At 64.1% G+C, this 25,560-nt stretch carries 29 protein-coding genes and 1 tRNA gene; 14 read left to right on the top strand and 16 right to left on the bottom strand.

What is annotated here, in order from left to right; genetic code table 11:
* Nucleotides 1-126 precede the first annotated feature (126 nt).
* The 3 genes from EKH81_RS03620 (at nucleotide 127) to EKH81_RS03610 (ending at nucleotide 2,854) form a co-directional block, all read left to right on the top strand.
* Nucleotides 127-765: a helix-turn-helix domain-containing protein gene (locus EKH81_RS03620; RefSeq protein WP_162224420.1), complete on the top strand. Its 639-nt coding sequence runs from the start codon at nucleotides 127-129 to the stop codon at nucleotides 763-765.
* A 131-nt stretch (nucleotides 766-896) separates the two neighbouring features.
* Nucleotides 897-1,193, top strand: coding sequence for a DdfA family disk-determining factor (locus EKH81_RS03615; protein ID WP_162224419.1), 297 nt, complete (start codon nucleotides 897-899; stop codon nucleotides 1,191-1,193).
* Between the two features lie 98 nt (nucleotides 1,194-1,291).
* Complete coding sequence (locus EKH81_RS03610) at nucleotides 1,292-2,854, top strand: amidohydrolase (protein ID WP_162224418.1); 1,563 nt, start codon at nucleotides 1,292-1,294, stop codon at nucleotides 2,852-2,854.
* Nucleotides 2,855-2,874: 20 nt separating this feature from the next.
* Here the strand turns inward: EKH81_RS03610 and EKH81_RS19235 are convergent, their stop codons facing one another.
* Both EKH81_RS19235 and EKH81_RS03605 read right to left on the bottom strand, forming a co-directional pair.
* Entirely contained in the window at nucleotides 2,875-3,033 is a 159-nt protein-coding gene (locus tag EKH81_RS19235) for a hypothetical protein (protein ID WP_202935043.1), read from the bottom strand.
* Nucleotides 3,034-3,196: 163 nt separating this feature from the next.
* The gene (locus EKH81_RS03605) at nucleotides 3,197-3,877 is read right to left on the bottom strand and encodes a hypothetical protein (protein ID WP_162224417.1); all 681 of its coding nucleotides are present in this window, start codon (nucleotides 3,875-3,877) and stop codon (nucleotides 3,197-3,199) included.
* A gap of 201 nt (nucleotides 3,878-4,078) precedes the next feature.
* Here EKH81_RS03605 and EKH81_RS03600 point away from each other — a divergent pair, with 201 nt between their 5' ends.
* Complete coding sequence (locus EKH81_RS03600; protein WP_162224416.1) at nucleotides 4,079-4,402, top strand: hypothetical protein; 324 nt, start codon at nucleotides 4,079-4,081, stop codon at nucleotides 4,400-4,402.
* Nucleotides 4,403-4,408: 6 nt separating this feature from the next.
* On the opposite strand, the gene gpmI is transcribed toward EKH81_RS03600, so the two are convergent.
* A complete protein-coding gene (gpmI, locus tag EKH81_RS03595; RefSeq protein WP_162224415.1) occupies nucleotides 4,409-5,983 on the bottom strand; it encodes a 2,3-bisphosphoglycerate-independent phosphoglycerate mutase in 1,575 nt (524 codons plus the stop codon).
* Nucleotides 5,984-6,172: 189 nt separating this feature from the next.
* Between gpmI and EKH81_RS03590 the strand changes: the two genes are divergently transcribed.
* Nucleotides 6,173-7,513 carry a KaiC domain-containing protein gene (locus tag EKH81_RS03590; protein ID WP_238392107.1) on the top strand — a complete coding sequence of 447 codons (1,341 nt, stop codon included), beginning with the start codon at nucleotides 6,173-6,175 and terminating at the stop codon, nucleotides 7,511-7,513.
* 177 nt (nucleotides 7,514-7,690) lie between these two features.
* Here the strand turns inward: EKH81_RS03590 and EKH81_RS03585 are convergent, their stop codons facing one another.
* Both EKH81_RS03585 and EKH81_RS03580 read right to left on the bottom strand, forming a co-directional pair.
* The gene (locus EKH81_RS03585; RefSeq protein WP_162224413.1) at nucleotides 7,691-8,119 is read right to left on the bottom strand and encodes a universal stress protein; all 429 of its coding nucleotides are present in this window, start codon (nucleotides 8,117-8,119) and stop codon (nucleotides 7,691-7,693) included.
* 109 nt (nucleotides 8,120-8,228) lie between these two features.
* On the bottom strand, nucleotides 8,229-10,106 hold the full coding sequence (locus EKH81_RS03580; protein ID WP_162224412.1) for an ATP-binding protein: 1,878 nt from the start codon (nucleotides 10,104-10,106) through the stop codon (nucleotides 8,229-8,231).
* A 228-nt stretch (nucleotides 10,107-10,334) separates the two neighbouring features.
* Here EKH81_RS03580 and EKH81_RS03575 point away from each other — a divergent pair, with 228 nt between their 5' ends.
* Entirely contained in the window at nucleotides 10,335-10,685 is a 351-nt protein-coding gene (locus EKH81_RS03575) for a DUF7113 family protein (protein ID WP_162224411.1), read from the top strand.
* A gap of 15 nt (nucleotides 10,686-10,700) precedes the next feature.
* Here EKH81_RS03575 and EKH81_RS03570 read toward each other — a convergent pair whose 3' ends face one another.
* Nucleotides 10,701-11,954 (bottom strand): DNA double-strand break repair nuclease NurA, encoded by a 1,254-nt coding sequence (locus tag EKH81_RS03570; protein WP_162224410.1) that lies wholly within the window; start codon nucleotides 11,952-11,954, stop codon nucleotides 10,701-10,703.
* A gap of 200 nt (nucleotides 11,955-12,154) precedes the next feature.
* Here EKH81_RS03570 and EKH81_RS03565 point away from each other — a divergent pair, with 200 nt between their 5' ends.
* From EKH81_RS03565 to EKH81_RS03555, 3 genes are all read left to right on the top strand, one after another.
* Nucleotides 12,155-12,898 (top strand): DUF7537 family lipoprotein, encoded by a 744-nt coding sequence (locus EKH81_RS03565; protein ID WP_162224409.1) that lies wholly within the window; start codon nucleotides 12,155-12,157, stop codon nucleotides 12,896-12,898.
* Nucleotides 12,899-13,023: 125 nt separating this feature from the next.
* Nucleotides 13,024-13,287 carry a hypothetical protein gene (locus EKH81_RS03560; RefSeq protein ID WP_162224408.1) on the top strand — a complete coding sequence of 88 codons (264 nt, stop codon included), beginning with the start codon at nucleotides 13,024-13,026 and terminating at the stop codon, nucleotides 13,285-13,287.
* Entirely contained in the window at nucleotides 13,284-14,123 is an 840-nt protein-coding gene (locus tag EKH81_RS03555) for a PHP domain-containing protein (protein WP_162224407.1), read from the top strand. Before EKH81_RS03560 ends, EKH81_RS03555 begins: the two co-directional genes overlap by 4 nt.
* A 9-nt stretch (nucleotides 14,124-14,132) precedes the next feature.
* Here EKH81_RS03555 and EKH81_RS03550 read toward each other — a convergent pair whose 3' ends face one another.
* From EKH81_RS03550 to EKH81_RS03540, 3 genes are all read right to left on the bottom strand, one after another.
* The gene (locus EKH81_RS03550) at nucleotides 14,133-14,999 is read right to left on the bottom strand and encodes a hypothetical protein (RefSeq protein ID WP_162224406.1); all 867 of its coding nucleotides are present in this window, start codon (nucleotides 14,997-14,999) and stop codon (nucleotides 14,133-14,135) included.
* Nucleotides 15,000-15,063: 64 nt separating this feature from the next.
* Entirely contained in the window at nucleotides 15,064-16,863 is a 1,800-nt protein-coding gene (locus EKH81_RS03545) for a S9 family peptidase (RefSeq protein ID WP_162224405.1), read from the bottom strand.
* A 196-nt stretch (nucleotides 16,864-17,059) separates the two neighbouring features.
* Nucleotides 17,060-17,144 (bottom strand) — tRNA-Leu (locus EKH81_RS03540).
* Nucleotides 17,145-17,250: 106 nt separating this feature from the next.
* Between EKH81_RS03540 and EKH81_RS03535 the strand changes: the two genes are divergently transcribed.
* From EKH81_RS03535 to EKH81_RS03525, 3 genes are all read left to right on the top strand, one after another.
* Complete coding sequence (locus EKH81_RS03535; RefSeq protein WP_162224404.1) at nucleotides 17,251-18,045, top strand: inositol monophosphatase family protein; 795 nt, start codon at nucleotides 17,251-17,253, stop codon at nucleotides 18,043-18,045.
* A gap of 71 nt (nucleotides 18,046-18,116) precedes the next feature.
* Nucleotides 18,117-18,575 (top strand): Lrp/AsnC family transcriptional regulator, encoded by a 459-nt coding sequence (locus EKH81_RS03530; RefSeq protein WP_162224403.1) that lies wholly within the window; start codon nucleotides 18,117-18,119, stop codon nucleotides 18,573-18,575.
* 116 nt (nucleotides 18,576-18,691) lie between these two features.
* On the top strand, nucleotides 18,692-19,819 hold the full coding sequence (locus EKH81_RS03525) for a DUF63 family protein (protein ID WP_162224402.1): 1,128 nt from the start codon (nucleotides 18,692-18,694) through the stop codon (nucleotides 19,817-19,819).
* Between the two features lie 67 nt (nucleotides 19,820-19,886).
* Here EKH81_RS03525 and tpiA read toward each other — a convergent pair whose 3' ends face one another.
* Nucleotides 19,887-20,531 (bottom strand): triose-phosphate isomerase, encoded by a 645-nt coding sequence (gene tpiA, locus EKH81_RS03520; protein ID WP_162224401.1) that lies wholly within the window; start codon nucleotides 20,529-20,531, stop codon nucleotides 19,887-19,889.
* Nucleotides 20,532-20,599: 68 nt separating this feature from the next.
* On the bottom strand, nucleotides 20,600-20,797 hold the full coding sequence (locus EKH81_RS03515; RefSeq protein ID WP_162224400.1) for a hypothetical protein: 198 nt from the start codon (nucleotides 20,795-20,797) through the stop codon (nucleotides 20,600-20,602).
* A 336-nt stretch (nucleotides 20,798-21,133) separates the two neighbouring features.
* On the opposite strand from EKH81_RS03515, the gene EKH81_RS03510 reads away from it, so the two are divergent.
* Both EKH81_RS03510 and EKH81_RS03505 read left to right on the top strand, forming a co-directional pair.
* Nucleotides 21,134-21,799 (top strand): helix-turn-helix domain-containing protein, encoded by a 666-nt coding sequence (locus EKH81_RS03510; protein ID WP_162224399.1) that lies wholly within the window; start codon nucleotides 21,134-21,136, stop codon nucleotides 21,797-21,799.
* An 82-nt stretch (nucleotides 21,800-21,881) separates the two neighbouring features.
* On the top strand, nucleotides 21,882-22,256 hold the full coding sequence (locus EKH81_RS03505; RefSeq protein ID WP_162224398.1) for a DUF7344 domain-containing protein: 375 nt from the start codon (nucleotides 21,882-21,884) through the stop codon (nucleotides 22,254-22,256).
* 43 nt (nucleotides 22,257-22,299) lie between these two features.
* Here the strand turns inward: EKH81_RS03505 and EKH81_RS03500 are convergent, their stop codons facing one another.
* From EKH81_RS03500 to hisC, 5 genes are all read right to left on the bottom strand, one after another.
* Nucleotides 22,300-22,830, bottom strand: coding sequence for a multiprotein bridging factor aMBF1 (locus EKH81_RS03500; protein ID WP_162224397.1), 531 nt, complete (start codon nucleotides 22,828-22,830; stop codon nucleotides 22,300-22,302).
* A gap of 76 nt (nucleotides 22,831-22,906) precedes the next feature.
* Nucleotides 22,907-23,161, bottom strand: coding sequence for a hypothetical protein (locus EKH81_RS03495; RefSeq protein ID WP_162224396.1), 255 nt, complete (start codon nucleotides 23,159-23,161; stop codon nucleotides 22,907-22,909).
* 88 nt (nucleotides 23,162-23,249) lie between these two features.
* Nucleotides 23,250-23,858, bottom strand: a complete 609-nt coding sequence (locus EKH81_RS03490) for a CDP-alcohol phosphatidyltransferase family protein (RefSeq protein WP_162224395.1) — start codon at nucleotides 23,856-23,858, stop codon at nucleotides 23,250-23,252.
* The gene (locus EKH81_RS03485; protein WP_162224394.1) at nucleotides 23,855-24,379 is read right to left on the bottom strand and encodes an adenylate kinase family protein; all 525 of its coding nucleotides are present in this window, start codon (nucleotides 24,377-24,379) and stop codon (nucleotides 23,855-23,857) included. Before EKH81_RS03485 ends, EKH81_RS03490 begins: the two co-directional genes overlap by 4 nt.
* Nucleotides 24,376-25,449, bottom strand: coding sequence for a histidinol-phosphate transaminase (hisC, locus tag EKH81_RS03480; RefSeq protein ID WP_162224393.1), 1,074 nt, complete (start codon nucleotides 25,447-25,449; stop codon nucleotides 24,376-24,378). Before hisC ends, EKH81_RS03485 begins: the two co-directional genes overlap by 4 nt.
* Nucleotides 25,450-25,560 lie beyond the last annotated feature (111 nt).

The following is a 25,560-nucleotide window of genomic DNA, read 5'->3' as shown; positions in this document are numbered from 1 at the left end:
TGTGGTGCCGACGGGGCCGGGGGGGGGGGCCCCCCCCGGGGGGGGGCGGGGCCCCCCCCGCGGGGGCCCCACGGCCGCGCTCGGTCGCCAAAACCTCCTTACGTAATCGCCCCGAACGTCACCGAAATGAGCGTCATCGCGGAGTTGGCGGTTCCCGTCGATGACTTCCCCCTCGGGCAGACTCTGTCCGCAACCCCGGAGATGCAGGTCGAACTCGAACGCATCGTCCCGACCGGAAACGGCGTGATGCCGTTCTTCTGGGTGTGGGGCGACGACATCGAGGCGTTCGTGAAGTCGGTCGAGACGAATCCGGGAATCGACCGCATCGCGGTCCTCGACCGGGTGGAAAACGGCGCGCTGGTCGAGGCGGTCTGGACCACCGAACCGGGCCTGATAGACGGCATTCTGGCGTCGGACGCCACCCTGCTGGAGGTCCGGCGACAGGACGGCATCTGGCTGTTCCGGCTCCGGTCGCCCGACCACGAGGCGGTCGCCGCCCTCCAGCAGTACTGCGCCGACAACGACATCGACCTCCGCCTCAACTGGATTCACACCCTCATGGAGTTCGAGGCGGGCGAGCAGTACGGCCTGACCGACGAGCAGCGCGAGACGCTTCTCCGGGCGTTCGAAGCCGGATACTTCGACGACCCGCGCGGGACGACGCTCGAAGCCCTCGGCGAGGAGTTCGGCATCTCGTCGCGAGCGGTCTCGAAGCGCCTCCGCCGGGGGCTTCGAAATCTGGTCGGGGCCGCGCTGGTCGAATAACGGAGTTCGAGACACGTCCGACGAGGCATTCCTTATAAACCCGTTCAGCAGCGAACCGTCGGGGGTAGGCCGGTCGGTACCGAACCTCCGGCGAGGACTCTCCGGCGGCTTTCGACCGTCCGTGGAAATACATGATAGAGAACGAAACGACAGGTCACAGTACCGAATCGACGCTCAGATACGACGTTGCGGACGGCGAACGCGTGAGCGAGGCCGTAATCGCGGCGGTCGCCGACGCGGCGAACGCCGACCCCGCGAGGATGGACCCCCTCGCGGACTTCGTGGACCCCGACGCGCTCGACGCCATCTTCGCCGACAGATACGACGGCACTCCGCGAATCGGCGGCACGACGAGATTCCCCTTCTCCGGCTACGAGGTCGAGGTGACCGACGGCCGGTACGTCACCCTCTCGGCGGTGACGCGGTAGGCCGCCGTTCACACCGTCCCGTCTATTTCGCTCGTCTCGACTTTCCTGCGGCCGCCGGTTCCCCAACGGTTATCGCCTTGCCACCGCACGTCTCGGGTATGACAGCGGCAGCAGACCTCCTACTCACGAACGCGGCGGTTCACACCCTCACCGACGGCGACGACACCGCGGAGGCGGTCGCGGTCCGGGACGGGGAAATCGTCCGAGTCGGAGACGCCTACGAACTCGACTTCTTGAACGGTGTCGAGACTGATGTCATCGACCTCGGCGGGCGCGTCCTCCTGCCGGGGTTCATCGACGCCCACACCCACCTCCGGAACGTCGGGCGGTCGCTCGTCCACGCCGACCTCTCGGCGGCCGAGTCGCCCGACGACTGCGTCGAACTCCTCGCGGACGCCGCGAACGAGGACCGCGACTGGATTCTCGGCTTCGGCTACGACGAGAGCACGTGGGACGAGTCTCGGTATCTCACCCGCGAAGACTGCGACCGGGTGAGCGAGTCCCGGCCCGTCGCGGCGTTCCGCGAGGACCTCCACACCGCGGCGGTCAACTCCGTCGCGCTCGACCGCCACGCCGACGCGATGCCCAACGAGGACGTCCAGACCGAGGGGGGCGAACCCACCGGCGTCATCGTGGAGGAGGCGCTCGACGTGCTCTACGACGCCATCGAACCCGACGCGGCCGAGACCCGAGACCTCCTCGAAGCCGCTCAGAACGACGCCAACAGCAGGGGCGTCACGGGCGTCCACGACATGGTCCGGAACTCCCGCGACCCCGAAGTGTACCGCCAGATGGAACTCGACGGCGACCTCTCGCTCCGGGTCCGCATCAACTACTGGTCGGATCACCTCGACGCGCTCACCGAAATCGGTCTCCGAACGAATCACGGGTCGGAGTTCGTCCAGATGGGCGGCGTCAAGACGTTCACCGACGGGAGCTTCGGCGGCCGAACCGCGAAGCTTTCGGAACCCTACGCCGACGCCCCCGAGGCCGAGAATGAGAGTGATACCGACGGTGACGCGACCGGCCAGTGGGTCGTCGCACCCGACGAACTCCGGGAGTTCGTCGCCGCGGGCGACGACGCCGGGTTCCAACTCACCGCCCACGCCATCGGCGACGAGGCGGTCCGGGAGGTGCTTTCGGCCTACGACGACACCGACGACCCCGGCGCGGCCCGCCACCGGGTCGAACACGCCGAACTCACCGACGACGACGCGCTCGACTACTTCGCCGAGTCGGGCGTCGTCGCGTCGGTCCAGCCCAACTTCCTCAAGTGGGCCGACGAGGGCGGCCTCTACGACGCCCGACTCGGCACCGAGCGCCGCGAGCGGTCGAACCGCTTCGCCGACTTACTTGAGGCGGGCGCGAACCTCGCGTTCGGGAGCGACTGCATGCCGCTCGACCCGCTGCTCGGCGTCCACTGGGCGGTCAACGCGCCCGCCGAGCGCCAGCGCCTCTCGGTCACCGAGGCGCTCCGCGCGTACACGCTCGGCGCGGCCTACGCGGGCTTCGACGAAGACCGACTCGGAACCATCGAGACGGGCAAAAGGGCCGACTTCACGGTGCTGGAGCGGTCGCCGTGGGAGCATCCCGACGACATCGAGAACATCGACGTGGCGCTGACCGTGGTGGACGGCGACGTGGTGTACGACCGTCGGTGAGACGACAGCGAAAAGGGCGGCTACTCGGCCTTCTTCTCGGGAGCGGACGGCGCGGGCGCGTCGTCGCCCGACGACCGGTAGAGATTGACGACGAGACCCGCGACGAACGCGAGTATCGCGCTCGCGGCTATCCAGACGAGGCTCGGGTGTCCGATTCCGACGTGAAGTGGCAAGAGCATACCGCGTTGTTCGGTCCCGGTCGAACAAATGCGTTCGGACTCGAATCGAGGGCTATCGGTTAGATTATAATCCATAGAGTTGGAACTTCTCTCCTTGAGCTACCAAATCCCTTCAGAGATACAAAAATAATAAAACGGTGTGAACAGACTGGTTCGTGCTATTCTACTTTTGCCACGGATTGTCGTGGGCTATATCATCACTGATTTCGTGGTCACCGCCCATGTGAACGTCCGGGACGAACGCGATGTCCGTAGTTGACGATGCGGAAGCATCGTAGCTGTTGGCGACGACGCCGTTGATCTGCGGCGAGTAGCCACCTTCCCAGTCAATGTACCCGTCTTTCGCGCAGACAGTGTAATTTCGACCGGTGAACAGCGAGAGAATGGCTGCCGCCGCGATGGCTGCCAACGAACTGATAAGGGCACCGACGGGGCCCGTTCCGAGATAGTACAAACCGAGGGCACCGATGGCTTCTGAAATTGTTGCCTTACCGACAACATCAGCAGGCTCACTCAGAGTAAATGTGATACCGTTGTACTGGTGACGGTAGTCACTGTCAGTCTTACAACCGCCGATGGTGCGGTCAATTTCCTTAGACCGATCAACGACTGACACGCCTGGGCCCTGCGTCGTCACGTCTTGTGTACTAACACTCTGAGTCTGAACGTCGGACCATTCGACATCAACCGTCTTTGTGTCTGATGCAGTGATTGACTCTATGTTGGTAACATCACCAACTGGTGTCTTGATAACTTGACCACCCTTGGACTCGTCAATCCGATAGATGGTGATTTCGTTTTCGCTTTTTGCTGTGTAGAGTCCAGATTGGCTATCTTCAGCCAACACAGAAAACTCGGGTCTGTTAGCCCGTGTCCCTTTTTTCTTTTCGCCTTTTGCGAGAGCCGTTCCAGTAAAACCAACCCCACCGATTGCGAGACCAGTCGTTTTTAATATTGTCCGCCGAATTAATTTTATTATAAATAATATAATATTATAATATTATATGGGGTAAGAGATTTATGCTTCTGGCGTGGATATCATGGTATGATAAAACGAGATATCTATCTATCCGCCATCTTAAGTATCGTACTTATACTACTTGGCAACTACTATATATGGACTACTTCTAAACATATCTCAATATTTTACCTGTTTTTAGCAATAATTGTTCTCCTTCTATCCATAAAAATCTCCCATTATTTAGGATTTTATTCGGAGCATCCACAGTTTGCAGCTACTACACCAATTCCTATATTAATAATGATAGTGGTTGCCACCCTCGAAAATGGTGAGAGTGCTGTCGCATCAATCGCTATTGGGAGTGGACTTGCTGGACTCTTCGCATTATTAGCTTTGTACCTAAAATAATCCCTTTTAGTTCAACAGCGTCCGGCCGGTCATCGCCTTCGGCTGTTCGACCCCGAGGAGTTCGAGCATCGTCGGCGCGATGTCACAGAGCGACCCGCCCTCGCGAACCGTCTTGCCGCCGGAGCGGTCGCCCTGCGTGCGCTCGGCGTCTCCGCGCGCAGAGCGCGCGGAGACGCCGTCCTCGTCCTCGGGTGCGAGATACACGAACGGGACCGGGTTGTACGTGTGGGCGGTGTGGGGGTCGTCGGGCGTCCCCATGTCGTCGGCGTTGCCGTGGTCGGCGGTCACGAGGACATGCCCGCCAGCATTTTCGATAGCGTCCACGAGACGGCCCAGTTGGGCGTCCACGGCTTCGACGGCTTCGACGGCGGCGTCGAAATCGCCCGTGTGGCCCACCATGTCGGGGTTCGCGTAGTTCAGCACCAGCACGTCGGGGTCGTCGCTCTCGACGACCGAAATCGCGGTGTCGGTGACTTCCGGCGCGCTCATCTCGGGCTTCAAATCGTAGGTCGGCACGTCGGGCGACGCCACGATTTCGCGGCGTTCGCCTTCGAACTCGACTTCGCGCCCGCCGTTCAGGAAGTAGGTCACGTGGGCGTACTTCTCGGATTCGGCGATGCGGAGTTGGGTCAGGCGGTTCTCCGAGAGGACTTCGCCGAGCGTGTCCTCCGGCTGGTGAGGGGCGAACGCCACGGGGAGGTCGAACTCGGCGTCGTACTCGGTCATCGTGGCGAGCAGAATCTCGGGCGGGTCGGTGTCGAACTCCCAGACGGGGTCGATGTCGGCCAGCATCCGAGTGAGTTGGCGCGCGCGGTCCGACCGGAAATTGAAGAAGAGCGCGCTGTCGCCGGCATCGAGTGCGGGACCGCCCGCCACGAGCGTCGGGTCCACGAACTCGTCGGTGTCGCCCCGGTCGTAGCTCCGCTCGACCGCTTCGACCGCGGTTTCGGCGGTGTGGTCGGCCTCGCGCTCCACGATGGCGTCGTAGGCGCGCTTGGTGCGCTCCCAGTTCTGGTCGCGGTCCATCGCGTAGTACCGCCCCGAGACGGTCGCCACGTCGCCGGTGCCCTCGCGGTCGATGACTTCCCGTAACTCCGCGAGGTAGCCCGCGCCGCTCTTGGGCGGGGTGTCTCGTCCGTCGGTGAAGGCGTGAGTCACGGCCTCGACGCCACGCTCGGCCGCCAACTCGATGAGCGCGTAGAGGTGCTTCTGGTCGGAGTGGACGCCGCCATCGCTGACGAGACCCAGGAAGTGGACCCGGCCGTCGTTCTCTCGGGCGTACTCGAACGCCGAGTCGATGGCCCGATTGTCGCCGAGTTCGCCCGCCTCGATGGCGTCGGTGATTCGGGTGTACTCCTGTCGAACCACCCGGCCCGCGCCGATGTTGAGGTGGCCGACCTCGCTGTTGCCCATCTGGCCCTCGGGCAGGCCGACTCGCCGACCCGACACCGTGAGGGTGCCGTACGCCCCGGTCTCGGCCAGTCGGTCGAAGTTCGGCGTTTCCGCGGCCTCGACGGCGTTTCGGCCGCCGTCGTCGCTTCCGAGTCCCCACCCGTCGAGTACGATGAGCGCGGCTTTCATATGCGTCACGTCGGCGTCGTTCCGTAACTACCCTTCGCTTGTCGTGACAGTGATTCCAATTGCGACGGCAACGCGCGGGCGCTCGAATCGCTCGCGATTCGAGCGCCCGCGCCGAGAAACATTCAAATGCGGGGGGTCCGAGGTGTTCCACATGACGACGCGCGCTCGACTCCCGCGGAGGTGGACGACGTGAGCGACGACGACTGGTTCGAGCGTGCGCTCCGAGAAGACGAGGACGACGAAACGGACGCAAAATCCGACGACGCGAAAGCGGAGTCGGGCGATTCGGAGTCCGAACCGGCGGCGAGCGACGCCGAAGCCGACTCGGAACTCGAAGCGGATGCGACGACCGACCTCAAATCCGAATCGGAATCCGAGGCGACGACCGAATCACCGAGCGAGACCGACGATTCGGATACCGCCGGGGATTCGACCGACCGCGGATTCTCCGATGAGGACTCCGCCCCCGACTTCGACACCGACGACGATTTCGACCCCGAACCCGACGACGGCGACGACGAACTGTTCGAGGACGACTTCGCCACCGCGTTTCAGAACGCTCCGAGCGGCGGCACCCCGAGCGGCGGGTCGAGCGCCGATTCGGACGCCGGATTCGGGATGGGGGAGGCCGGTGGGGACGACGACTTCGGAATGGGCGGCGGCGACGATTTCGGAATGGGCGGCGGCGACGATTTCGGAATGGGCGGTGGCGATGACTTCGGAATGGGCGGCGGCGATGACTTCGGAATGGGCGGCGGTGACGACTTCGGGATGGGAGGTGGCCAGCCGTTCGAGGAGACCGAGTTCGACGAGGAGGAGTTCGAGTCGGCGATTCCGCGCATCGACATCGGCATCGAAGGTCTCGACAGCATGATTCAGGGCGGGGTGCCCGAGCGGTCGCTCATCACGACCGTCGGGTCGGCCGGGACCGGCAAGACGACGTTCGGGCTTCAGTTCCTCCACGAGGCGCTCGAAGCGGGGGAGAGCGCGGTGTTCATCACCCTCGAAGAGAGCCGCGACCGCATCGTCAACACCGCGACTGAGAAGGGGTGGGCGTTCGACGAGTACGAAGCCGACGGGCGACTCGCGGTCATCGATTTAGACCCCATCGAGATGGCGAACAGTCTGACCAGCATCCGGAACGACCTGCCTCGACTGGTCGAGGAGTTCGGGGCGTCTCGACTCGTCCTCGACTCCGTCTCGCTGCTGGAGATGATGTACGACGACCGAGCCACCCGGAGAAACGAGGTGTACGACTTCACCAAGAGCCTGAAACGGGCGGGCGTGACGACGATGCTCACCAGCGAGGCCAGCGAGGACAGCGCCTACGCCTCCCGACACGGCATCATCGAGTACCTCGTGGACGCGGTGTTCATTCTGCGCTACATCCGGGCGGGCGACGACTTTCGAGAGACGCGACTCGCGGTCGAGATTCAGAAGATTCGGGACGCGAACCACTCCCGGGAAATCAAGCCCTACGCGATTACGAACGAAGGCATCAGCGTCTATCGGCAGGCGAACATCTTCTGAGACCACCTTTTTACGCCTCGGGTTCTCGGAGCGGTCGAACGTCGTTCGACCGCTCCGAGAACCGCTCGGCGCAAAAATCTGGACCAAAAAAGTCGCTCGCTTCGCTCGCGGTACAATCGGTAGTGCGCGCGCTTCGCGCGCTGTCTCGCTATTAGACCATCCTCCCGAAAAGTGGTCTTACCGAACCACCGTCACGGGCATCGTCGCGCGCCGGACCACCGTCTCGGCCACGCTCCCGAGCAGGATTCGGGAGACGCCCGACCGACCGTGACTCCCCATGATTATCTGGTCGAACTCCTCCTCGCCCGCGTACTCCACGATGACGCCTGCCGGGCGGCCCATCTCGGTCGCGGTGTCGAGGGTCGCGCCGTGTTCGTCGGCGGTTCGCTGGGCGTTCTCGAACAGCGCCTCGCTCTGCTCTTTGGCGTTCTCGTACCACTCCTGAGACCCGCCGGGCATCCCGACCGGCGCGTCGTACCCCGCGTCGATGGGGTCGAAGACGTTCAGCACGGTGATGTCGGCGTCGGGGAACTCGGAGAGCGCGTATTCGAGCGCGGTCTCGGACTGCTCTGAGCCGTCGATGGGGACGAGTATCGTCTTACCCATGCGCGAACGTACGCACGTCCGTTGTTTAAGTGTACAGGCAGTTCTCGAAATCTGAGAACTTCGGCGACTCGTTCGCGATTCGGGCGGCGCACGCGCCGCCCGAATCGCGTTACTCCCGACCGTGTTTCGTCACGCACTTCGGCAGGCCGGTGATTTCGACCGGTTCGGAGTTGTCCGGCGAGTAGACCACCATCTGGCCCTTCTCCATGTACGGCACCTTCCCCTCCAGTTCCGAGGGGATGTTGACGCTCTTGATGGCGTCCTCGTCACCTAGATTCAACACGACAGTGGTATTTATCTGCTTGAACACCGCGTCGTGGATGTCCTGGGGGTCTTGGGTGATGAGGAACAGGCCGAGTCGCTCCTTGCGGCCCTGCTTTGCGGCTTCGGTGAACTTCCCGATGACCTTCCGGGCCTGCACGCTGTCGGCGTCGGTCAGGAAGTTGTGGGCCTCGTCCATCCCGACCACGAGGGGCGTCTCCTTGATGCGGTCGTAGTGGGGCGAGTTCGACAGTTTCTGGTCTACGAGCAGACTCGACAGCGCCAGTACGACCACTTCGGTCGCCCGCGAGTCGTTGAGGTGGTAGGTCGGCACCACGGTCAGACCGCCCGCCCGCACGAACTTCTTTATCTGGTCGGTGATGGGCCGGGCGTCCTGGTCGAAGACGTTGCTGAACGTCGTGCTGATGACGCGGCGCTTGACCGCGTCGTAGGTGGCTTCGTGGACGCGCCCCGACTCGTCGAGTTCCTCGCGGAGCGCGGGGTCGTCGATGAAGTTCACGAAGTCGCCGTACGCACCCGACCTCCCGTACTGGTCGAAGAAGCGTTCGAGCAGCAGTTGGAGCGCATTGTACTGATTGTCGTTGAGGCTCGCGCCAGCGATGAGCCACGGTGCGCCCTGCACCATCGAGAACGGGATGGTGAACTCGACCTGCTCGGCGCGGTGGTGGCTGGCGTTGTAGTCGCTCCCGTCGATTTTCGGCACGAACGCCACGGTGTCCTCGTGGCCGCCGTGGGCGACTCCTTCTCGCTCCCACGCTCGGCGGTCGGCGTCGGTCACGTCTGGATTGTCGTCGTGCATCTGGGCGTACTCGTCCTGCGGGTCGAACTGGACGACGGCGGCCCGGCGTTCCGCGCCGTCCTCCATGTCGTACCGGCGCTCCTCGGCGAGGAACTGCCGGAGCACGTTCTTCGCGCCGTGGGTTTTCCCCGACCCCGTGCCTCCGGCGACGAGTGTGTGACGGAACACGAGCGGGTCGCCGTCGGCGTAGTCGTCCTTGAGTCGGTAGTCGATAGTCGGCGGTTCGGCGGCGGTCCGGACCTTCTCACCCCCGACCGAGAGGTGACCGAGAAACACGCCGTCCTCGGGCATTTTGAGGCCGGTCTTGATTTCGGCCTTGTCGTCGGCCTGCCGGACGACCGTCTTGGGCTTGGGTACGCGGTCGGTCATCCGGCGCTTGAGTTCGCCGTCGTCGGAGTAGAGAACCGCCACGGGTTCCAGCGTCGCCAGCAGTTTGTAGTCGGTCTCTTCGATGTCGTCGCGGCGCATCGCGCGCTTCGAGTGGATTTCGGTCGCGTCGTCCACGAGGTACTCCTGCTCGTACGCGAGTCCGGAAATCCGACAGAACAGCTTCTCGCCGTCCGGATACGGCGCGAGGAGATACTTGCCGACGCGCACGTCCTCACGGTTGTCCGCGGTCACGTACGCCCGGATGCGGGTGTCGTCGTCGTCCTCCCCGATTCGAAGGCCGTCGGCGGCCGAGAGCGTGCCGATGCCCCGGTCGGTACCGACCGGTTCGGGGTCCATCCGCTCGAAGCGGTCGTCGTCCGCAGTCGAACTCGCGACTGCGGAGTCGCCGTCAGCGGTGTTCGGTGTCGCGCCCTCGGAAGCGATGTCGTCGGCGTCGGGGGCGTCCGGAGTCGGGTCGTCGGCTTCGGAGGCGTCGGCGTCGCCCTCGAAGCTCTCGAAGTCGCCGAGGTCGGTCATCGTTTCCGGGCAATGCGCGCCTGCGACAAACACGTTTCCCTCCCGTCCGGTCGCGTTCGTCCGGGGTCGGTCTGTTCATACTGTCGGCTGTAAGTACGTGAGAATCACCGCCGGAGACTAGACGTTCCCTCGGCTCTACTCCTCGTCTTCTGCGTACTGCTATTCAAAGGATTACAGCCGACAGTATCAGTCGCACGCCTTTTACCTCCTGACATCCTATCGGCGTCCATGCTACTCATCCGTGGCGAAGCCGGAGGGACGACCCTGACCGGGACGCTGTACGAGCGTGGCGAGCGCGCGCCGCGGTTCAAGGGTGCGCCCGACGAGGACGCCCCCTACGTCTGGGTCTGCGATGAGTTCTATCAGGTCGAGAGCGGCGGGACCATCCAGAAGGTCAACGGCGAGGAGGTCAACGTCGCGTTCGAGACCCCGATGCCCCGCGGCTTCGACACGAAGGACCAGGCGACCGAGGCGGCCCGCGAACACGTCAGGACCCAGTTCGCGCGCATCGGCGTGGACCCCGTGGACGTGGAGCTAACCGTCGAGAAGTCCGAAACCGAGACCGCGGAACCGCAGTAACGGAGACGGCAATCGTCAGTAATTTTTCCCCCAGCGAATCGCGTTGTAGTTGTCGTCCAACTCCGTGTCGAGCGACTCCTCGAACGACTTGACGAGCGAACTCGCGCTCCCGCGGTCGATTTTGGCGAGTTCGTCGGCCTTCGAGATGGCGAGTGGCGGGCCGCGACGGGTCGCTATCTCCTTGAGAATCTGGCGCTCGATTTTCCGGCGCGTCTCCTCGTCCTCGGTGAAGGCGTAGGGGGCCTCGATTTTGAACACGAGGTCCCGTCGGGGGTCGTACACGATGCAGAACGTGACCCGGTACTGGTCGGGGTCGAGGGTCCGGTCGATGAGACCCTTTTCGGGGTCGGCGAAAAAGTCGTCGGCCCCCGCCGTCGAGACGAACCAGTTCGTCAGCGTGAGTTCGTCGGTCAGGCGCTCGTACTCGTCATCGACGAGCTCCCGGCGCTCTAACACCTGTGAGAAGAAGCCCGCGTCGTGGGCCCACGGAACTGGGCCAACTCCGTTCCGCTTGAGCGTTCGAATCACCGACTTCGCGGAGACGTTCTTGACGAACCCCGCGAGTGGAACGCCGCGCTCGACGAACGACTCGACCAGTTCGACGTAGTTGTCGAGGATTCGGCCGACGTGGTCGGATTCTTCGAACAGGCGAGTCAACACGGAACTCCGGTAGTACCACCGGAGGACGCCCTTCGGGTAGAGGGGACCGTCGAGCAGGAGGAAGTCCGAGACCTCGGCGGCGTGTTCGAGCGCGTGATGACTCTCCGCGAGGTAGAGCGCGAGCGCGTGGACCACGTCCTCCTCGTACTGATTTTCGGGAAGGTGGGTGTGGACGATTCGGCGTTCGCTCCCGTCGTTGTACGAGTCCCACTCGGTTTCGAACTTCTCGGTGGTGTCGTTCGAGTGGACCGCCTTCACCACGGTTCGACAGTCGTGGAGCGCGAGGTCCGAGGGCGTGGCGCTCATCGCGGCGTGGGCCACGTCGAGGACGAGACCGTTCTTGAACACCTTCGGGTTCAGGGTTCCGGAGTCGAGACCGTGAACCGTCGGAAATTCGGCTTGCGCGAGCGCCACGTCCTCGACGTTCACGCGCTTGCGAGCGAGGTCGTCGAGCGGTTCGAGTATCGGGCCGTCGTCGCCGTAGAGCGGGTCGAGGTAGTTCTCCCAGACGGTCTCGGCGAACTCCCGGTGGTCGCGGTCCTCGGCGTCGTAGTCGATGTGGTCGGCGAGGCCCGCGATGCCGTCGAAATGCACCGGGTCGAGGGTCATGGCCGAGGGGTTCGCGGGAGGGTCTGAAAAAGTGTTGGGTTCGACTCGGGAGATGGATTTAGGTGTATGGCGCTGTCGAAATCCTTCGGGTCCGACAGTAATTGACGTGAGCAGTTCGTGGTGCGAATTTCTCGGTCGTTCTTAACTCAAACAGGACTACCCACAAAGATATATAATTAGATATTCAACATTATTGTGCTATGACACGCCTGTCTCGACGTTCGCTCCTCCGGTCCGGTACTACGCTCGTGCTTGCAACGACGATAGCGGGGTGTTCCGGCGCTACTGACAGCATTGCGATGGCGAACGGCGATATTCCAGGTGTCGAAGACGGCGAAATCGTTGACCATCACACCTTCGCCAACGCTCATGGCGACCAACTCGCTACGCGTACCGGAACGCTTGAGTGGGCCAGAACATCTCTCGACCGCGAGACCGGCGACTCCGAGCGTCATACTGTATGGACTGTTCGCGTCGAAGGCAACCACGTCCATGCCGTCGTGTCCGGGCGAACGTTGATTGGAAAACCCGATGTAGACCGACTTGAAATCTATTTCAACGACGACTCGACCATTTTCTTGCGGACGCGAACCGATGGCGAATGGACGACAACTTCGGGTGAACCGCACGAGATAGCCCTCTCCAAAGGCAGTTTCACGGGGACATCACGACTCGAAGAGGCCAGTATGCGCAAGGTCGGTGCGGAAACCGTCAACGACGAGGAATTGTATCGGTTCAGCAACATGGAGGGGGGCACGGGTGATGAGGAAGTAGAGTGGTTCGATGTTCACGCGTTCGTCGATGAAGACGCACTCGTCCACCGTTACCAACAAACACTCGCTGGAACCGAACGGAACACGCACACGTCTGAGGAGTGGTATCTGACAGACCTCGGTTCGACGACTGTGGAACGACCAGACTGGGTTGCCGAAGCCGACGCGTAACCGTCGAGTGACGTAATGTATGAATGAGACTGAGAGACGTGAGTCGTAATCCGCGGAGTGACGAAACCGTGTCGTCCTCGAAAGCCCCGCCCGGTTATAAGGCAGTCCCGACCGAACGACGTGGTATGCTGAATCTCATCCTCGACGACTTCATGGTCGAACTCAAGGACGGAGCCATCAAGAACGTCGGTCCCTCGAACAAGACCGGGACTGCGAAACTGTTCGACGTGGAGACGGCCGAAGCCCGCGAGTTCGGCGACAAGCGCGTCAAAATCGTCTGCGAGGACGCCGAAGGAAACGAGGTGCAGGTCGCGCTGTTCCCCGAGCAGGTCCGGTCGCTCGCGCGCGACATCGAAGCGATGGAAGACGACAGCCCGGTCTTCGAATGACCGACGCGCCCCGGAGCGACGCCGCCGTCGCTCACGACTACCACGTCCACTCGAACTACTCCGACGGTACGGCCATGCCCCGGATGGTCAGGGCCGCGGCCGACGCCGGACTCGACGCCGTGGGGTTCGCCGACCACTGCAACGTCTCCGAGCGCGACCGGATGATTCGCGCGAAGTACGAGTACGGCATGACTCTCGACCGGACCTACCCGCTCCGGCGCGAGGGAATCGAGAGCCTGCGCGAGAGATACGACCTCGAAATTTACGACGCGGTCGAACTTGACTACGCGCCCGACGACGAGGCCGAAATTCGGGCGTTCCTCGCCGATTCGGGCTTCGACTACGCCATCGGGAGCGTCCACCGCGTCGAGGGCGAGAACGTCCAGAGCCACAGCACCTTCGCGGACCGCTCGGAGTCCGAACGCCGCCGAATCGTGGACGACTACTACGACGCGCTCGCCGACCTCGTGGAGTCGGAACTGTTCGAAATCGCGGCCCACGCAGACCTCATTGAACGCACGCCCGACCTCCGCGGGTACACCACCTCGGACCACTACGAACTGATAGCCGACGCCTTCTCGCGGTCCCGAACCGTCCCCGAACTCAACGCCGGACGCGCGCTCGGCGACTACGGCGCGTTCCACCCCGCGAGCGACTTCCGGGAGGCGCTCGCCGACCGCGGCGTCGAGTTCGTCGCGGGGTCGGATTCGCACGCGCCCGACGAACTCCGCGACCGGATTCCCGCAATCGAGGAGGCGTTCGACTCGTGGGGACTCGACCCCGCGAAGCTCGCTTCCGTCGAGAAGTCCGCGAGACTGAGTCCTGCCGAGGAGTGACGACTCGCGCTACCCGCCCTCGCCGAGGAAGCGATTCGTTCGGGCCGCGATTTCCGACCGAAACGCGCCGAAGTCGAGGTCGGCTGCGTCGTCGAACAGTCGGTCGTGCTGCTCGCGGACGATGTCATCGACCACCCGCTCGTAGAGCGCGTCGAACGTGACCGGGCGGTCGCGGTCGCGTAGTTCGCTTGCGATTTTCTCGAATCTGCGGTCGGTCGCGTACTGCTCTGCGAGGTCTTCGGCGGACGCGGCGCTCGGGAGCGCCGCGTCCGCCGAGCTATCGGGCGTCTCGGACCCCTCCGTCTGCTCGAGCCGAGAATGCGAGATTTCGGCGCGGTCGCCCGTCTTGTTCCGGACGACGACGCCCGCGGCCGGACCGTCGTACCAGTTCGACTCGGGAATCTCGTACTCTTCGGGGTCGAAATCGACCGCCCGGACCTCTTTCTCGAAGGCGTGTACCGGGTCGAGGTCGAGTCGCCGGTAGATTTTCTCGACCGAATCCGGCGGGAGGAACGCCCCTCTGCTCGCCGACCAGACGTCGAAGCCGAGAACCGACGGCGTTCGGTCCCAGTCGTAGTCGATTGTGCGCTTGTGCATCGCCGCGCCGAAGAAGACGACCGATTCGGGGTCGCCGACCGCCTCGCGGAGCGCCGTCCGGTCGAGGCGTTCGCGGACGTGCCGGACCGCGTGGCGGTACGCTTCGGGAACGTCGTCGCGGAAGACGCGAGTTCGGTCGCCGAACCGAATCAGCCCGGACTCCCGAAGCTGAAATCGAAGCGGTGCGCCGTCTGGCTGCTCCTGAATCCAGAGGTGGCCGCGCTCGAACAGGTCCGGCGGGGCGTCGTCGGCGCGGGGAACCGAGGGAAAGTCCTTCATCGCGGATAGGTCGTGTGGTTGGTCGGGAGCCGCCTTGAATGTGGCGCGAGGTATCCCCGCTCGACTACAGCCGTCGGTCGAGATACTCCTCTACGAGTCGGAACGACCGAATCTTCTGGTCGATGTCGGTGCTTCCGTGGCCCTCGTCGACCAGTTCCTCGTACTCGAAGTCGCCGTCTTCGCCTTCGGTCCAGCCCCGGTCTTCGAGCGCGTCCCGGAAGCATCGGGCCTGCGAGACCGGACAGCGCGGGTCGTTGACGCCGTGAATCATCAGGATTGGAGCCTCCATATCCTCGACGTGGGTGATGGGGCTTCGGTCGCGCCACAGGTCGGCGTTCTCGTCGGGGTCGCCCATCTGTTCTTCGAGCACGGCCTGGAAGTGGGGCATCGACTCGTCGTAGAGCGCGCGGAGGTCGGTGATGCCGACGCGGGCGACGCCCGTCGCCCAGCGGTCGGGTTCGGTCGTGAGCTGCACGTACGCGCTGTAGCCGCCGTACGACCCGCCGATGACTCCGATTCGGTCTCCGTCTATCCAATCTCTCGCCGCGAGCCACTCAGCGCCCGCGGCGATGTCGTCCTGCTCGCCGCCGCCCCAGTCGCCGTGGATTCGGTTCTTGAACTCTCGACCTCGTCCGAGCGACCCCCGGTAGTTCGGCCGGAGGACGGTGTAGCCCCGATTCACCAGAAACTGGGTGTACACGTCGAACTCCTTTTGCGTCTGGGAGTGCGGGCCGCCGTGGACTCGGACGAGCGCGGGAGAGGGTCGCTCGCCCGAATCGTAGAGGAGTGCGCCGATTTCGAGTCCGTCCCGCGATTCGTAGGTGACGTACTCGGCCGAGACGAACGAGTCGGGGTCGATGTCGCCGTACTCGGCGTCGAGCAACACGTCCCGGTCGTCGGTCGAGAGGTCGTATCGGTACAACTGCTTTCGGGAGTCGGTCGTCGCGTGGGCGACGACGAGCGAGTCCGAGGAGCGAAACACGTTGTCCGGAAATCGCGGAAACGACGCGACGCCATCGGGGAAATCGAGTTCCCGGCCGCCGCCGTCAGCGTCGTACAGAACCGGGACGACGCCCGCGTCGCGCGTCCGGGTCGCGACGAATCGCGACCCATCGGGCGAGAACTCCACGGCCTTCTCCTCGTAGTCGCCCGACCCGTACCACGTCACCCCGTCGTCGCGGAGGTCGTACACGCCACATCGCCCGAGGTCTTCGGTGTTGTCCGAGACTAGCAGGCGGTCGCCTTCGGGACCGAACGACGCGGGGTAGACCTCCGACCCTCGGTCGCCGACCGGGAGCTTTCGGGGATTCGACCCGTCGGCGGCCGCAACGTAGGTGTCCTTGTTTTCGAGGTCCTCGGACTCGTTGGTCGCGTACGCGACTCGGTCGCCGTCGGGTGAGAACACGGCGACGAGGACCGGCCGCTCGTGGGCGGTCAGCTTCTCGACGCCGCTTCCGTCGAGCGCGCACCGGTAGAGGTTCATCTGCTCGTCGGCGTCGCTCGTGAACAGCAGGTGGTCGTCGCTCACGTCCTGCAGGAGACACTGGCCGTCGAGACCGACTACCTGCTCAACTACGCCGTCGAGACCGATGGCGTGGATGTCGTTCTGCTCGTCGCCGCCCTCGTCGCGGTGGAAGAACACGCGGTCGCCGTCGGGTCCCCACTGGATGTGCCAGCGCGCGCTCCGGGGGACCTCACCGTCGCTCACTTGTCGGATTTCGCCTGTTTCGGCGTCGATGACGTGGAGTTCGTTTCGACCGCTTCCGTCCCAGTAGACCGCCACGCGCTCCCCGTCGGGTGACGCAGTCGGGTGGTAGAACTCGGGAAGGCTCGCTATTTCAGTCAGCGGGAACTCCTCGCTCATACGAACTAACTCCTGTCTGATTTGTTAAAATTTTGGATTTCTTGCTGGCGGATGACCGAAGAAACTACGAGTGAACCGTCTCCGAACGTAACGTCGCGTCAGAATTTGCGAGGGGAAGAGCGCTCCGAAGCGGTCTTCCCGCACTCGTTTGGCGCGGTTGGCCGCGCCGTTCTGCGTGGCAGAGCCACGCGGTGAGTGCGAGGGAAGGGATTCGAACCCTTGGACCCCTACGGGAGCGGATCTTGAGTCCGCCGCCGTTGGCCTAGCTTGGCTACCCTCGCACGCGACCGTGAGTTAGAGCGAATCGCTTTAATATCCTGCGTTTGGCGGTCGGGGACTGCTACTCGAATCGACAACCCTTTTCTGTTCACACCCCACTGGCGCGACATGAGCAACGACGCCGACCGTCTCGCGGTGGTCCAGCGCGCGGCGGCCGCCGGGAGCGAAGTCGCGGCCGCCCACTTTCGACAGGGCATCGACGTGGAGACGAAGTCCGGCAAGACCGACGTGGTGACCGAGGCCGACCGGGCGGCCCAGCGCCGGGTCATCGAGGTGGTGACCGAGAAGTTCCCCGACGACGCAATCGTCGGCGAGGAGGAGGACGAACGCAAGGCGGTGCCCGAGACCGGCGACGCGTGGGTAATCGACCCTATCGACGGGACGAACAACTACATCCGGTCGATTCCGATGTGGACGACGAGCGTGGCGGCGGTCCGGGACGGCGAACCCATCGCAGCCGCGAACGTCTGTCCTGCACTCGGCGACACCTACGTCGCGGACTCGACGGGCACACGACTCGGCGGCGAACCGGTGTCGGTCAGCGACCGCACCGACCCCGAGACGTTCACGGTCGCACCGACCATCTGGTGGGACTTCGACCACCGCGACGAGTACGCCGACATCTGCCGGGAAATCGTCGAGCGATTCGGCGACATGCGCCGATTCGGATGCGCGCAGATAACCCTCTCGATGGTGGCTTCCGGGGCGCTGGAGGGCACCGTGACCAACGTCGCACCAAATCCGTGGGACTCGGTCGCTGGCGTCTACATGGTCCGGCAGGCCGGTGGCGTCGTGACCGACCTCGACGGAAATCGCTGGCGACACGACAGCGAGGGACTCGTCGCGTCCAACGGCGAAGCGCACGACGAACTGTTAGCCACCGCGAAAAGCGTCGGGAAGTAAGGGACAGAAACCCCCGACCCCGTCGAGGTGAATTCTAAGGATATATAGGCTGAAAGAATTTGATGTTAGGTATGGAACTCGATGAGACCGACTACGCGATTATCGAAGCGCTCCAAGAGGACGCGAGGACCCCGTTTAGCGAGATTGCGCGTCGAATTAATATGTCGAGCGCGACCGTTCACGACCGCGTCAACCGGATGGAAGACGCTGGCGTTATCGAGGGCTATCACGCGAAGGTCGACCCGAAGATGCTCGATTACGACATCTCCGCAGTCGTGGGTCTGCAGGTCGAGCAGGGACAGGAACAGGACACGCTCGACCGACTCAGGGACATCCCGGGCGTTCAGGAGGTCCACCTCACGACCGGGTCGTGGGACGTGATGATGAAAGTGTACGCCGAGGACGCGGACCGACTTCGAAAGCTGATGTTCGAGAACGTCGCGCAGATGGACGGATTCGCGCGGTCTCAAACGATGGTCATTCTCGGAACGTCGTACGAGACGCAGGAACTCCCCATCGAAGTCAAGTGACCGTCGTTCGACGGCGACCGCAGGGGCACGGAACCTCGCGCGCGCCAGCCTCGATTTCGGCGGGGATTCCGACCGATACCGGAACCGTAAAACCGCCCGGTTACACCACGTAAGGTATGAGCACCGCAGTCGAGAGTATGGACCCCGAGCGCCTGTGGGGCGGGACGGTCGTGGCGCTGCTGGCCGCGCTGGTCGGCGGTGCGCTCGTGTTCCCCGACCGAGTCTACTACGGTTTCATCTGGCACTACTTCTGGGGTCCCGTGTTGGCCGACGCCAAGAGCGCGACGTGTGCGGTCTACGCCGACGGTTCGACGACGTACCTCTACGACACCGCGGCGTGTCAGGCCGCGGCCGAACCGGTCGCGTACCCCGGCTACACCGTCGTCTCCGAAATCGGCTACGCGCTCACGCTCCTGCTCGCGCTGGTCGGCGTCGTGTTCCTCCTCCGCCGACTCGACGTGGGCCAAGACCGCGGGCTGTTCTACGCGCTGTTTCCCTACATGCTGGTCGGCGGCGCGCTCCGCGTGGTCGAGGACGCCTTCGACGGCCTCTCGGCCGCCGAAGCCGCCATCACGTTCCCGTGGAACACGCTCATCATCAGCCCGGTCATCTACTTCACGATGTTTGCGATTACGCTGGTCGCGCTCGTGGTGAGCGTCAGACTCGCCGATTCCGGCCGGGTGTCGAGCTACACGTACCCGGTGGCGGCCATCGGAACCGCGCTGTTGGCCGCGATTCTCGGCTATCTGGGGTTCCTCGCGTACACGACCGAGTACGTCGAGTTCTACCCGCAGATTGCGGGGGTCGTCCTCGCGGCCTCGACCGTACTCGCCGTGCTGATTTGGTGGACCGTCGAGCGCTACGCGCCCGAAATCAACCGCGGCACGCGAGCGATGGGCATCGTCGTCCTCTGGGCGCATCTCGTGGACGGCGTGGCCAACGTCGTGGGTCTCGACTGGGCGACCGAACTCGGCCTGCCCGCCGACCTCGTGCCGAAGCACCCGGTCAACCGGGCGTTAGTACAGGTGGGCGAGCAGTTCCCCGAGGCGGTCCAACACTTCATCGGGACGGCGTGGCCGTTCCTGCTCGTGAAAATCGTCGCCGCGGTGTTCGTCGTCTGGGTGTTCGACGAGCAGATTTTCGAGGAGAGTCCGCGCTACGCGATTCTGTTGCTCATCGCAATCGTGGCGGTCGGACTCGGTCCCGGAACGCGCGACATGCTCCGGGCGACGTTCGGGGTCTGAGTTCCCGGCGGATTCTTCCACCCGGAGTCGAATTCGGTCTCAAAATCGCGTCCGTCCGTCGCTAAATCTACAACGGCGCGACCAGATTCTCCAGCGCCGCCTTGGGGTCGTCGGCCTTCGCCACGCCGCTCGCCAGCAGGACGCCCTCCGCACCCAAATCCTGGGCCGAGGTCAAGTCCTCGCCGGTCGAGATGCCAGCGCCGCAGTAGACCGCCACCGAGTCGTCCACCGACTCGGCGGCCGCCACCGCGTCGGTCACGACGTCGGGGTCGGCCTGACTGACCGGAGTGCCCGTGCCGATGAGTTCCGGGGGTTCGACCGCGACCGCGTCCGGACCGAGCGCGGCGACCGCCGCGATTTGGTCGGGGTTGTTCGCACAGGCGCACGTTTCGAGACCTGCGCGCTCGGCCGCGGCGAGCGCGGCGTCGATGTCCGCGAGCTTCAGGCGGCGCTCGGAGTGGTTCAGCAGGGTTCCGGTCGCGCCCGCGTCGGCCGCGGCCTCCGCGAGCGTCGAACCGGTGTGGCTCCCGTGTTCGACCGGGCTGACGTGCTGTGCCCACGTCTCGACGCCGGTGTCGGCGACCGCCCGGAGGTGGGCGGCCTGCGGCGCGACCGCAATCGGGACGCCCGACTCGTCGGCCACGTCGCGGGCGGCCGTCGCGATTTCGACCGGGTCGCACGGGTAGGCTTTGAGATTGACGACGGTTTGCATGTTCGAATCGTCCGCCGGGCGCGACTAATAGATTGCGAGACCGGAAGCCGTTGCGAGTCCGCTCGAAGTCAGTCCTCGTCGTCGGTCGCCGGAGGCGGTTTCTCGACCACCGTGACGACCACGTCCCAGTCGGGAGTGCCGTCGCCGTTGCGGAGTTCCCATCCGCCTCGGACGGGAACGTCGTTTTCGTGTGCTGTCCGGAAGAGCGCTTCGAGCGCTTTTTCGAACATCTGTTCGGTCGTAACGTCGTCTGAATTCGTGGTCATGGTGTCCCCTTCGGCCGTCGAAACGAGCGACTCGCGGAGGCCAAGCGAATACGCCACAGTACAAAGGGGACGCCAGTTCACCCACAGGGTAATGCCGAGGCAACTTCGCGATTCGGAATCGCCGTTTCTGTTTATAAAGGGGGCCGTAGGCTTAAGTATCTGGTGCTGATTTCGGAGTTTTTGCATGGTATACCAGGGTAGTCTGTATCCGGTGGGGGACGGGCCTTCAGTGTCGTGATTCGGACGCACTTTCGAGCTAAATCAGCCATTTTACTTGGTACACCAAGCCCACCTGCTTTGTTCGTGCATTGTCTACCAAGTCGTACGAAGACTACTATGAGTGTGATTGCTGAACTCCGGATTCCGGCCGGGGATTTCGAACTGGGGAGGGTACTGGAGGTGGTCGGGACCACGACGGTCGAACTCGAAACGATGGTTCCGGCCGGCGAGAAGGCGGTTCCGTTCTTCTGGGTATACGAGGCCGACCGCGCCGACTTCGAGGAGAGCGTACAAGACCACCCGAGCGTCGAGAATCTCACGGAAGTCGATACGGTGGAGGGCCGGACTCTCTACGCGCTCGACTGGACGCTCGAACGTGACCTCGTGTTGGAAGGGGTGATGGACCAACAGGGCCAGATACTCGCCGCGACCGGCACGTCGTCGTTCTGGGAGTTCGAACTCAGATTTCCGTCGCACGACGCGCTCGCGGGGTTCAAACAACACTGCGCGGCCGCCCACATCTCGCTCGACCTGCGACGGATTTACAATCCCACCAAACCGGACGCCGGACCGTGGTACGGGCTGACCGCGCGCCAGCGCGAAGCGCTCTTGCTCGCGGTCCGGGAGGGCTACTACGAGATTCCGCGGGGCCGCTCGACCGTCGAAGTCGCCGACATGCTCGACATCTCCGACCAGGCCCTGACCGAGCGACTCCGGCGCGCGATAACCACGCTCGTCGAAAATTCGCTCATGCTCGACGAGAGCGACGTGGCCGCCGAATGAGACGACGGCCAGCACGCGCACCCTCGCACACCAAGCTAAACGGGTATGAGCGTGCCGGTCCATTTGTTACTCGGTAAATGTGATGCGTAACGACAATACTCTCGGTAGCAATGGCACCCTGACTGACGCATCGCTCGACGTCCTCTTCGACTCGCTGTCCCACGAGTATCGGAGGCGACTCCTCTATCTCCTCTCGGACACCGACGAGCGAGTCGCGGTCGAGTCGCTCGCCGAGCGACTCGCCGCGACCGAACTCGACGTATGGAACGACGACCCCGCCAGAGTCGCCGCGGCGCTCCGTCACCAACACCTCCCGAAACTCGCCGACGCGAACCTCGTCGCGTACGACCCCGGCGCGCGGACGGTGGCCTATCGAAGCAACGGCGACCTGGCGACGTTTCTGAACGCGGTGGCAAAAATCGAGACGGGGGCGTCCGAAGACGCCGACATCGAGTGATAGCGATTGCCGTGACTCGTTACTGCTCGGCAGTCACGAGGAGTCAGTCCTTGCGCTTCACCACGTCGCCGAGAGTGTAACTCCCGGTGGAGTTGCCGCCGCTCCACTCCTCGTCGTCGGCGGAGCCACCCTCGGTCAGCGTGATGTCGAGTTTGCTTTCGAGTTTCTTGCGGACCTCGTCGCTCGGGAGCATGCTCCCCTGTTCGAGTTTCCGGATGAGGCTCGCCTTCTCGCTGAGGCTTTTGGCGAGGTCCTCCTGACTCAGGTCGGCGGCCTCACGCGCGTTCCGAATCCGGTCGTCGTAGTCCTGGGCGATTTCGTCCATGTCGTCGAACATGTCCGAGCGCCGCGACCGCGAGGAACTCGACGCGCCCGACGAACCCGTCGCGCCCGACCCGGAACTCGAACTCGACGACGACGAAGTCGAGTATTTCGTGGACGTGGACCCGGCGTCTTGGGTCTTGACCTCGGTTCCGAAGTCGGCACAGTTGTCACAAACTTCCAACTCGGCACCCTCGACCTTGATGGTCGTGGGCGACCCCGTCTCGGCACCGCACATCTCACACTGAACCATACCCGGAGGTAGTCTGTCCCCGCTCTTAAATGACACGCCGCGAGCGGCGTCCCGACACCGCGTTTCGGGTCGATTCCTACGGAATTCGGTCGTCGTTGCGCTTCGACCGTAGGTAGCCGAACCCCTGTTCGATTTCGTCGCTCCGCTCGAAGTACTTGAGAATCCGGCGACACTTCTCTCGGGACAGTCGCGTCTCCCTGCTCAGTTCGAACAGCGAATCGACTTCCTCGGCCGTTTCGAGGAACTCGTCCATCGTGAGGTGGCTGTTGGCCGGAAGGATATCTTCGAGTTCGACGTTGATTCCTGATTCACCTGGTCTTTCATTACTCATGGCACGTCCTCGTCCGTGCTTCGTTTCAACGAGAGAGAGGGTGAAAAAGATAACTGAATCGAACTGTTCCGTGAGACAACTCGAATCGTCAGGCGAGACTCCGCCACGAGTAGTAGAACCGCTGGAGCGCCGTGACGTGACCCACGACCGCGAACACCACGAGGAGCCACGAGACGACCGACAGACCCGCGGGCGTCGCGGTCACGACCGACGCGAGCGCGCCCGTGAAGCCGATGAGCGCGAGTCTGTCGGCCCGGCCGAGCAGGCCGCCGTACACCCGGTCGAGACCGACGGCTTGGGCCTGCGTCCCGAGGTAGGAGGTCATTAGCACGCCCGTCACGGCGGCGAGACCGAGCGCGAATCGGCCCACGCCAGCCGCGAGGCCCGCGATAATCACGATGTCGGCGTATCTGTCGAGCACGTGGTCGAGCAGGTCGCCCGCGAGCGAGTCGGTGCCGAGTTCCCGCGCGAGCGCGCCGTCGAGCAGGTCGAGCCACCCGTTCAGAAAGACGAGCAGCCCCCCGACGAGATACCAGATGGGGTCGGTGCCGCCGAGGTAGAACGCGCCGCCCGCGCCTCCGGCCAGTACGAACGCGACCACGCTGACCACGTCGGGGGTCACGCCGAGTCGGACCGACGCCGAGACGAACGGCCCGAGCAGGCGGTCGGCGACCGGGCGGAGTTGGTCGAGGGTCATAGGTAGTCGAGGAAGTCAACGTCCCCGGCGCTCGGTTCGCGCTCGCCCGCGAGGACCGCCGAGATGTCGGCGGCCACCGCGTCGGGCGAGCGGTCGGTCGTGTCGATTTCGTAGACGCGCTCGACGCCGTGTTCGCTTACAGCCTCCGAGAGAATCACGTCGAGGGCTTCGCTTTCGGCGTTTTCCCGCGCTTTCGCTTCGGACTCGCCGCGCTCGCTGAGCCGGCGTTCGAGTTCCTCGGGGTGACACCGGAGGACGACCACCCGGTCGGCGTCGAGGTGGTGAGCGAGGTGGGATTCGACCAGCAAATCGCCGCGGTCCGCGAGTCGCTCGCGGACCGCCTCAAGGTCGGCCACTAAACTGTCGCGGTCCTCGTCGCGCTCGTTCCAGAGGTCTTCGTCGCGAATCAGGTCGTTGAGGTGGACGACTTCGAAGTCGCGGTCGAGGCGCTCGTCGCCGACGAGCGCCTCGATAGCCGTAGTCTTGCCCGTTCCGGGCGTGCCGGTGACGGCGACTCTCACTCGGCCAGCACCTCGTTGCACTCGGCGACCGCCGTTCGAGTCTCGGCCTCGGTCCCGCAGGTGATGCGGACGCACTCGGGGAGACCGAAACTCGTGCAATCGCGGACGATGATACCCCGGCGCTGGAGTTCGTCGGCGACGGCCGAGCCGTCGCCGACCTCCGCGAGCACGAAGTTGGCGTGGCTCTCCCACGTCGGCGCGTCGAGATTTTCGGCGATGTACTCGCGCGCCCACGCCGCGGTCTCGACCGTCTTCTCGGCGTGGTCGCGGTCGTCGAGGGCGGCGAGTCCCGCCCGGCACGCGATTTCGCTCGCGGCGAAGGGGGTGTTTACCCGACCGTAGGCGTCGGCCCACTCGTCGGGCACGATACCGTACCCGAGCCGGACGCCCGCGAGACCGTACACCTTCGAGAACGTTCGGAGGACCGCGATATCGTCGCGACCTTCGAGGAGTTCGACCGCGCTCGGGGCGTCGGCGAACTCGCCGTAAGCTTCGTCCACGACGACGAGCGTCTGGTCGTCTGTCTCGTCGGCGATTGTCTCGACCGAGCCGAGCGAGAAGCGACCGCCGGAGGGGTTGTGGGGGCTGGTGAGGTAGACGACGCGCTCGCCGTCGTAGGCGTCGAGGACCGTCTCGGCGTCGAGCGCGAAGCCGTCGTCCTTCGAGAGTTCGTACTCGGCGACCTCGCCGTGGTGGAAGCGCGCGCTCATCCCGTAGTAGGCGAAGCCGGGCGTCGGCACGAGGACGGTGTCGCCGGGTTCGAGCGCGGCGCGAGCCAGATAGTCGAGGACGCCGTCGCCGCCGTTTCCGAGCCAGACTTGTTCGGGGGCGACCGACCATCGGTCGGCCAGCTTCTCGCGGAGGTCGGCGTGGGACGCCTTCGGGTAGGAGTTGGCCGACGCGGCGGCCTCCCGGATGGCCTCGACGGCGGCCGGACTCGGGCCGAAGGGGTTCTCGTTCGACGCGAGTTTCACGAGGTCGTCGGGGTTCAGCCCGAGTTCGCGGGCCACCTCCTCGACGCCCCGTCCGGCCTGATACACGGTGTGTGCAGAGAGGTCCCGTGGTTCCATGTCCGGGAAGTGTGTGCGCCGCGCCTTAAGAGTGCCCAACTGCGCCGAAGAAGCGCTTCTCGCCGCCGTCGGGCGATTCTGTCAGCCTCCGCCCAGTACACCTAAGGAAAG

This window comes from Halorussus amylolyticus, from assembly GCF_004143485.2.
Lineage (GTDB): Archaea > Halobacteriota > Halobacteria > Halobacteriales > Haladaptataceae > Halorussus > Halorussus amylolyticus.
This window is presented reverse-complemented; position numbering and strand designations above follow the sequence as displayed.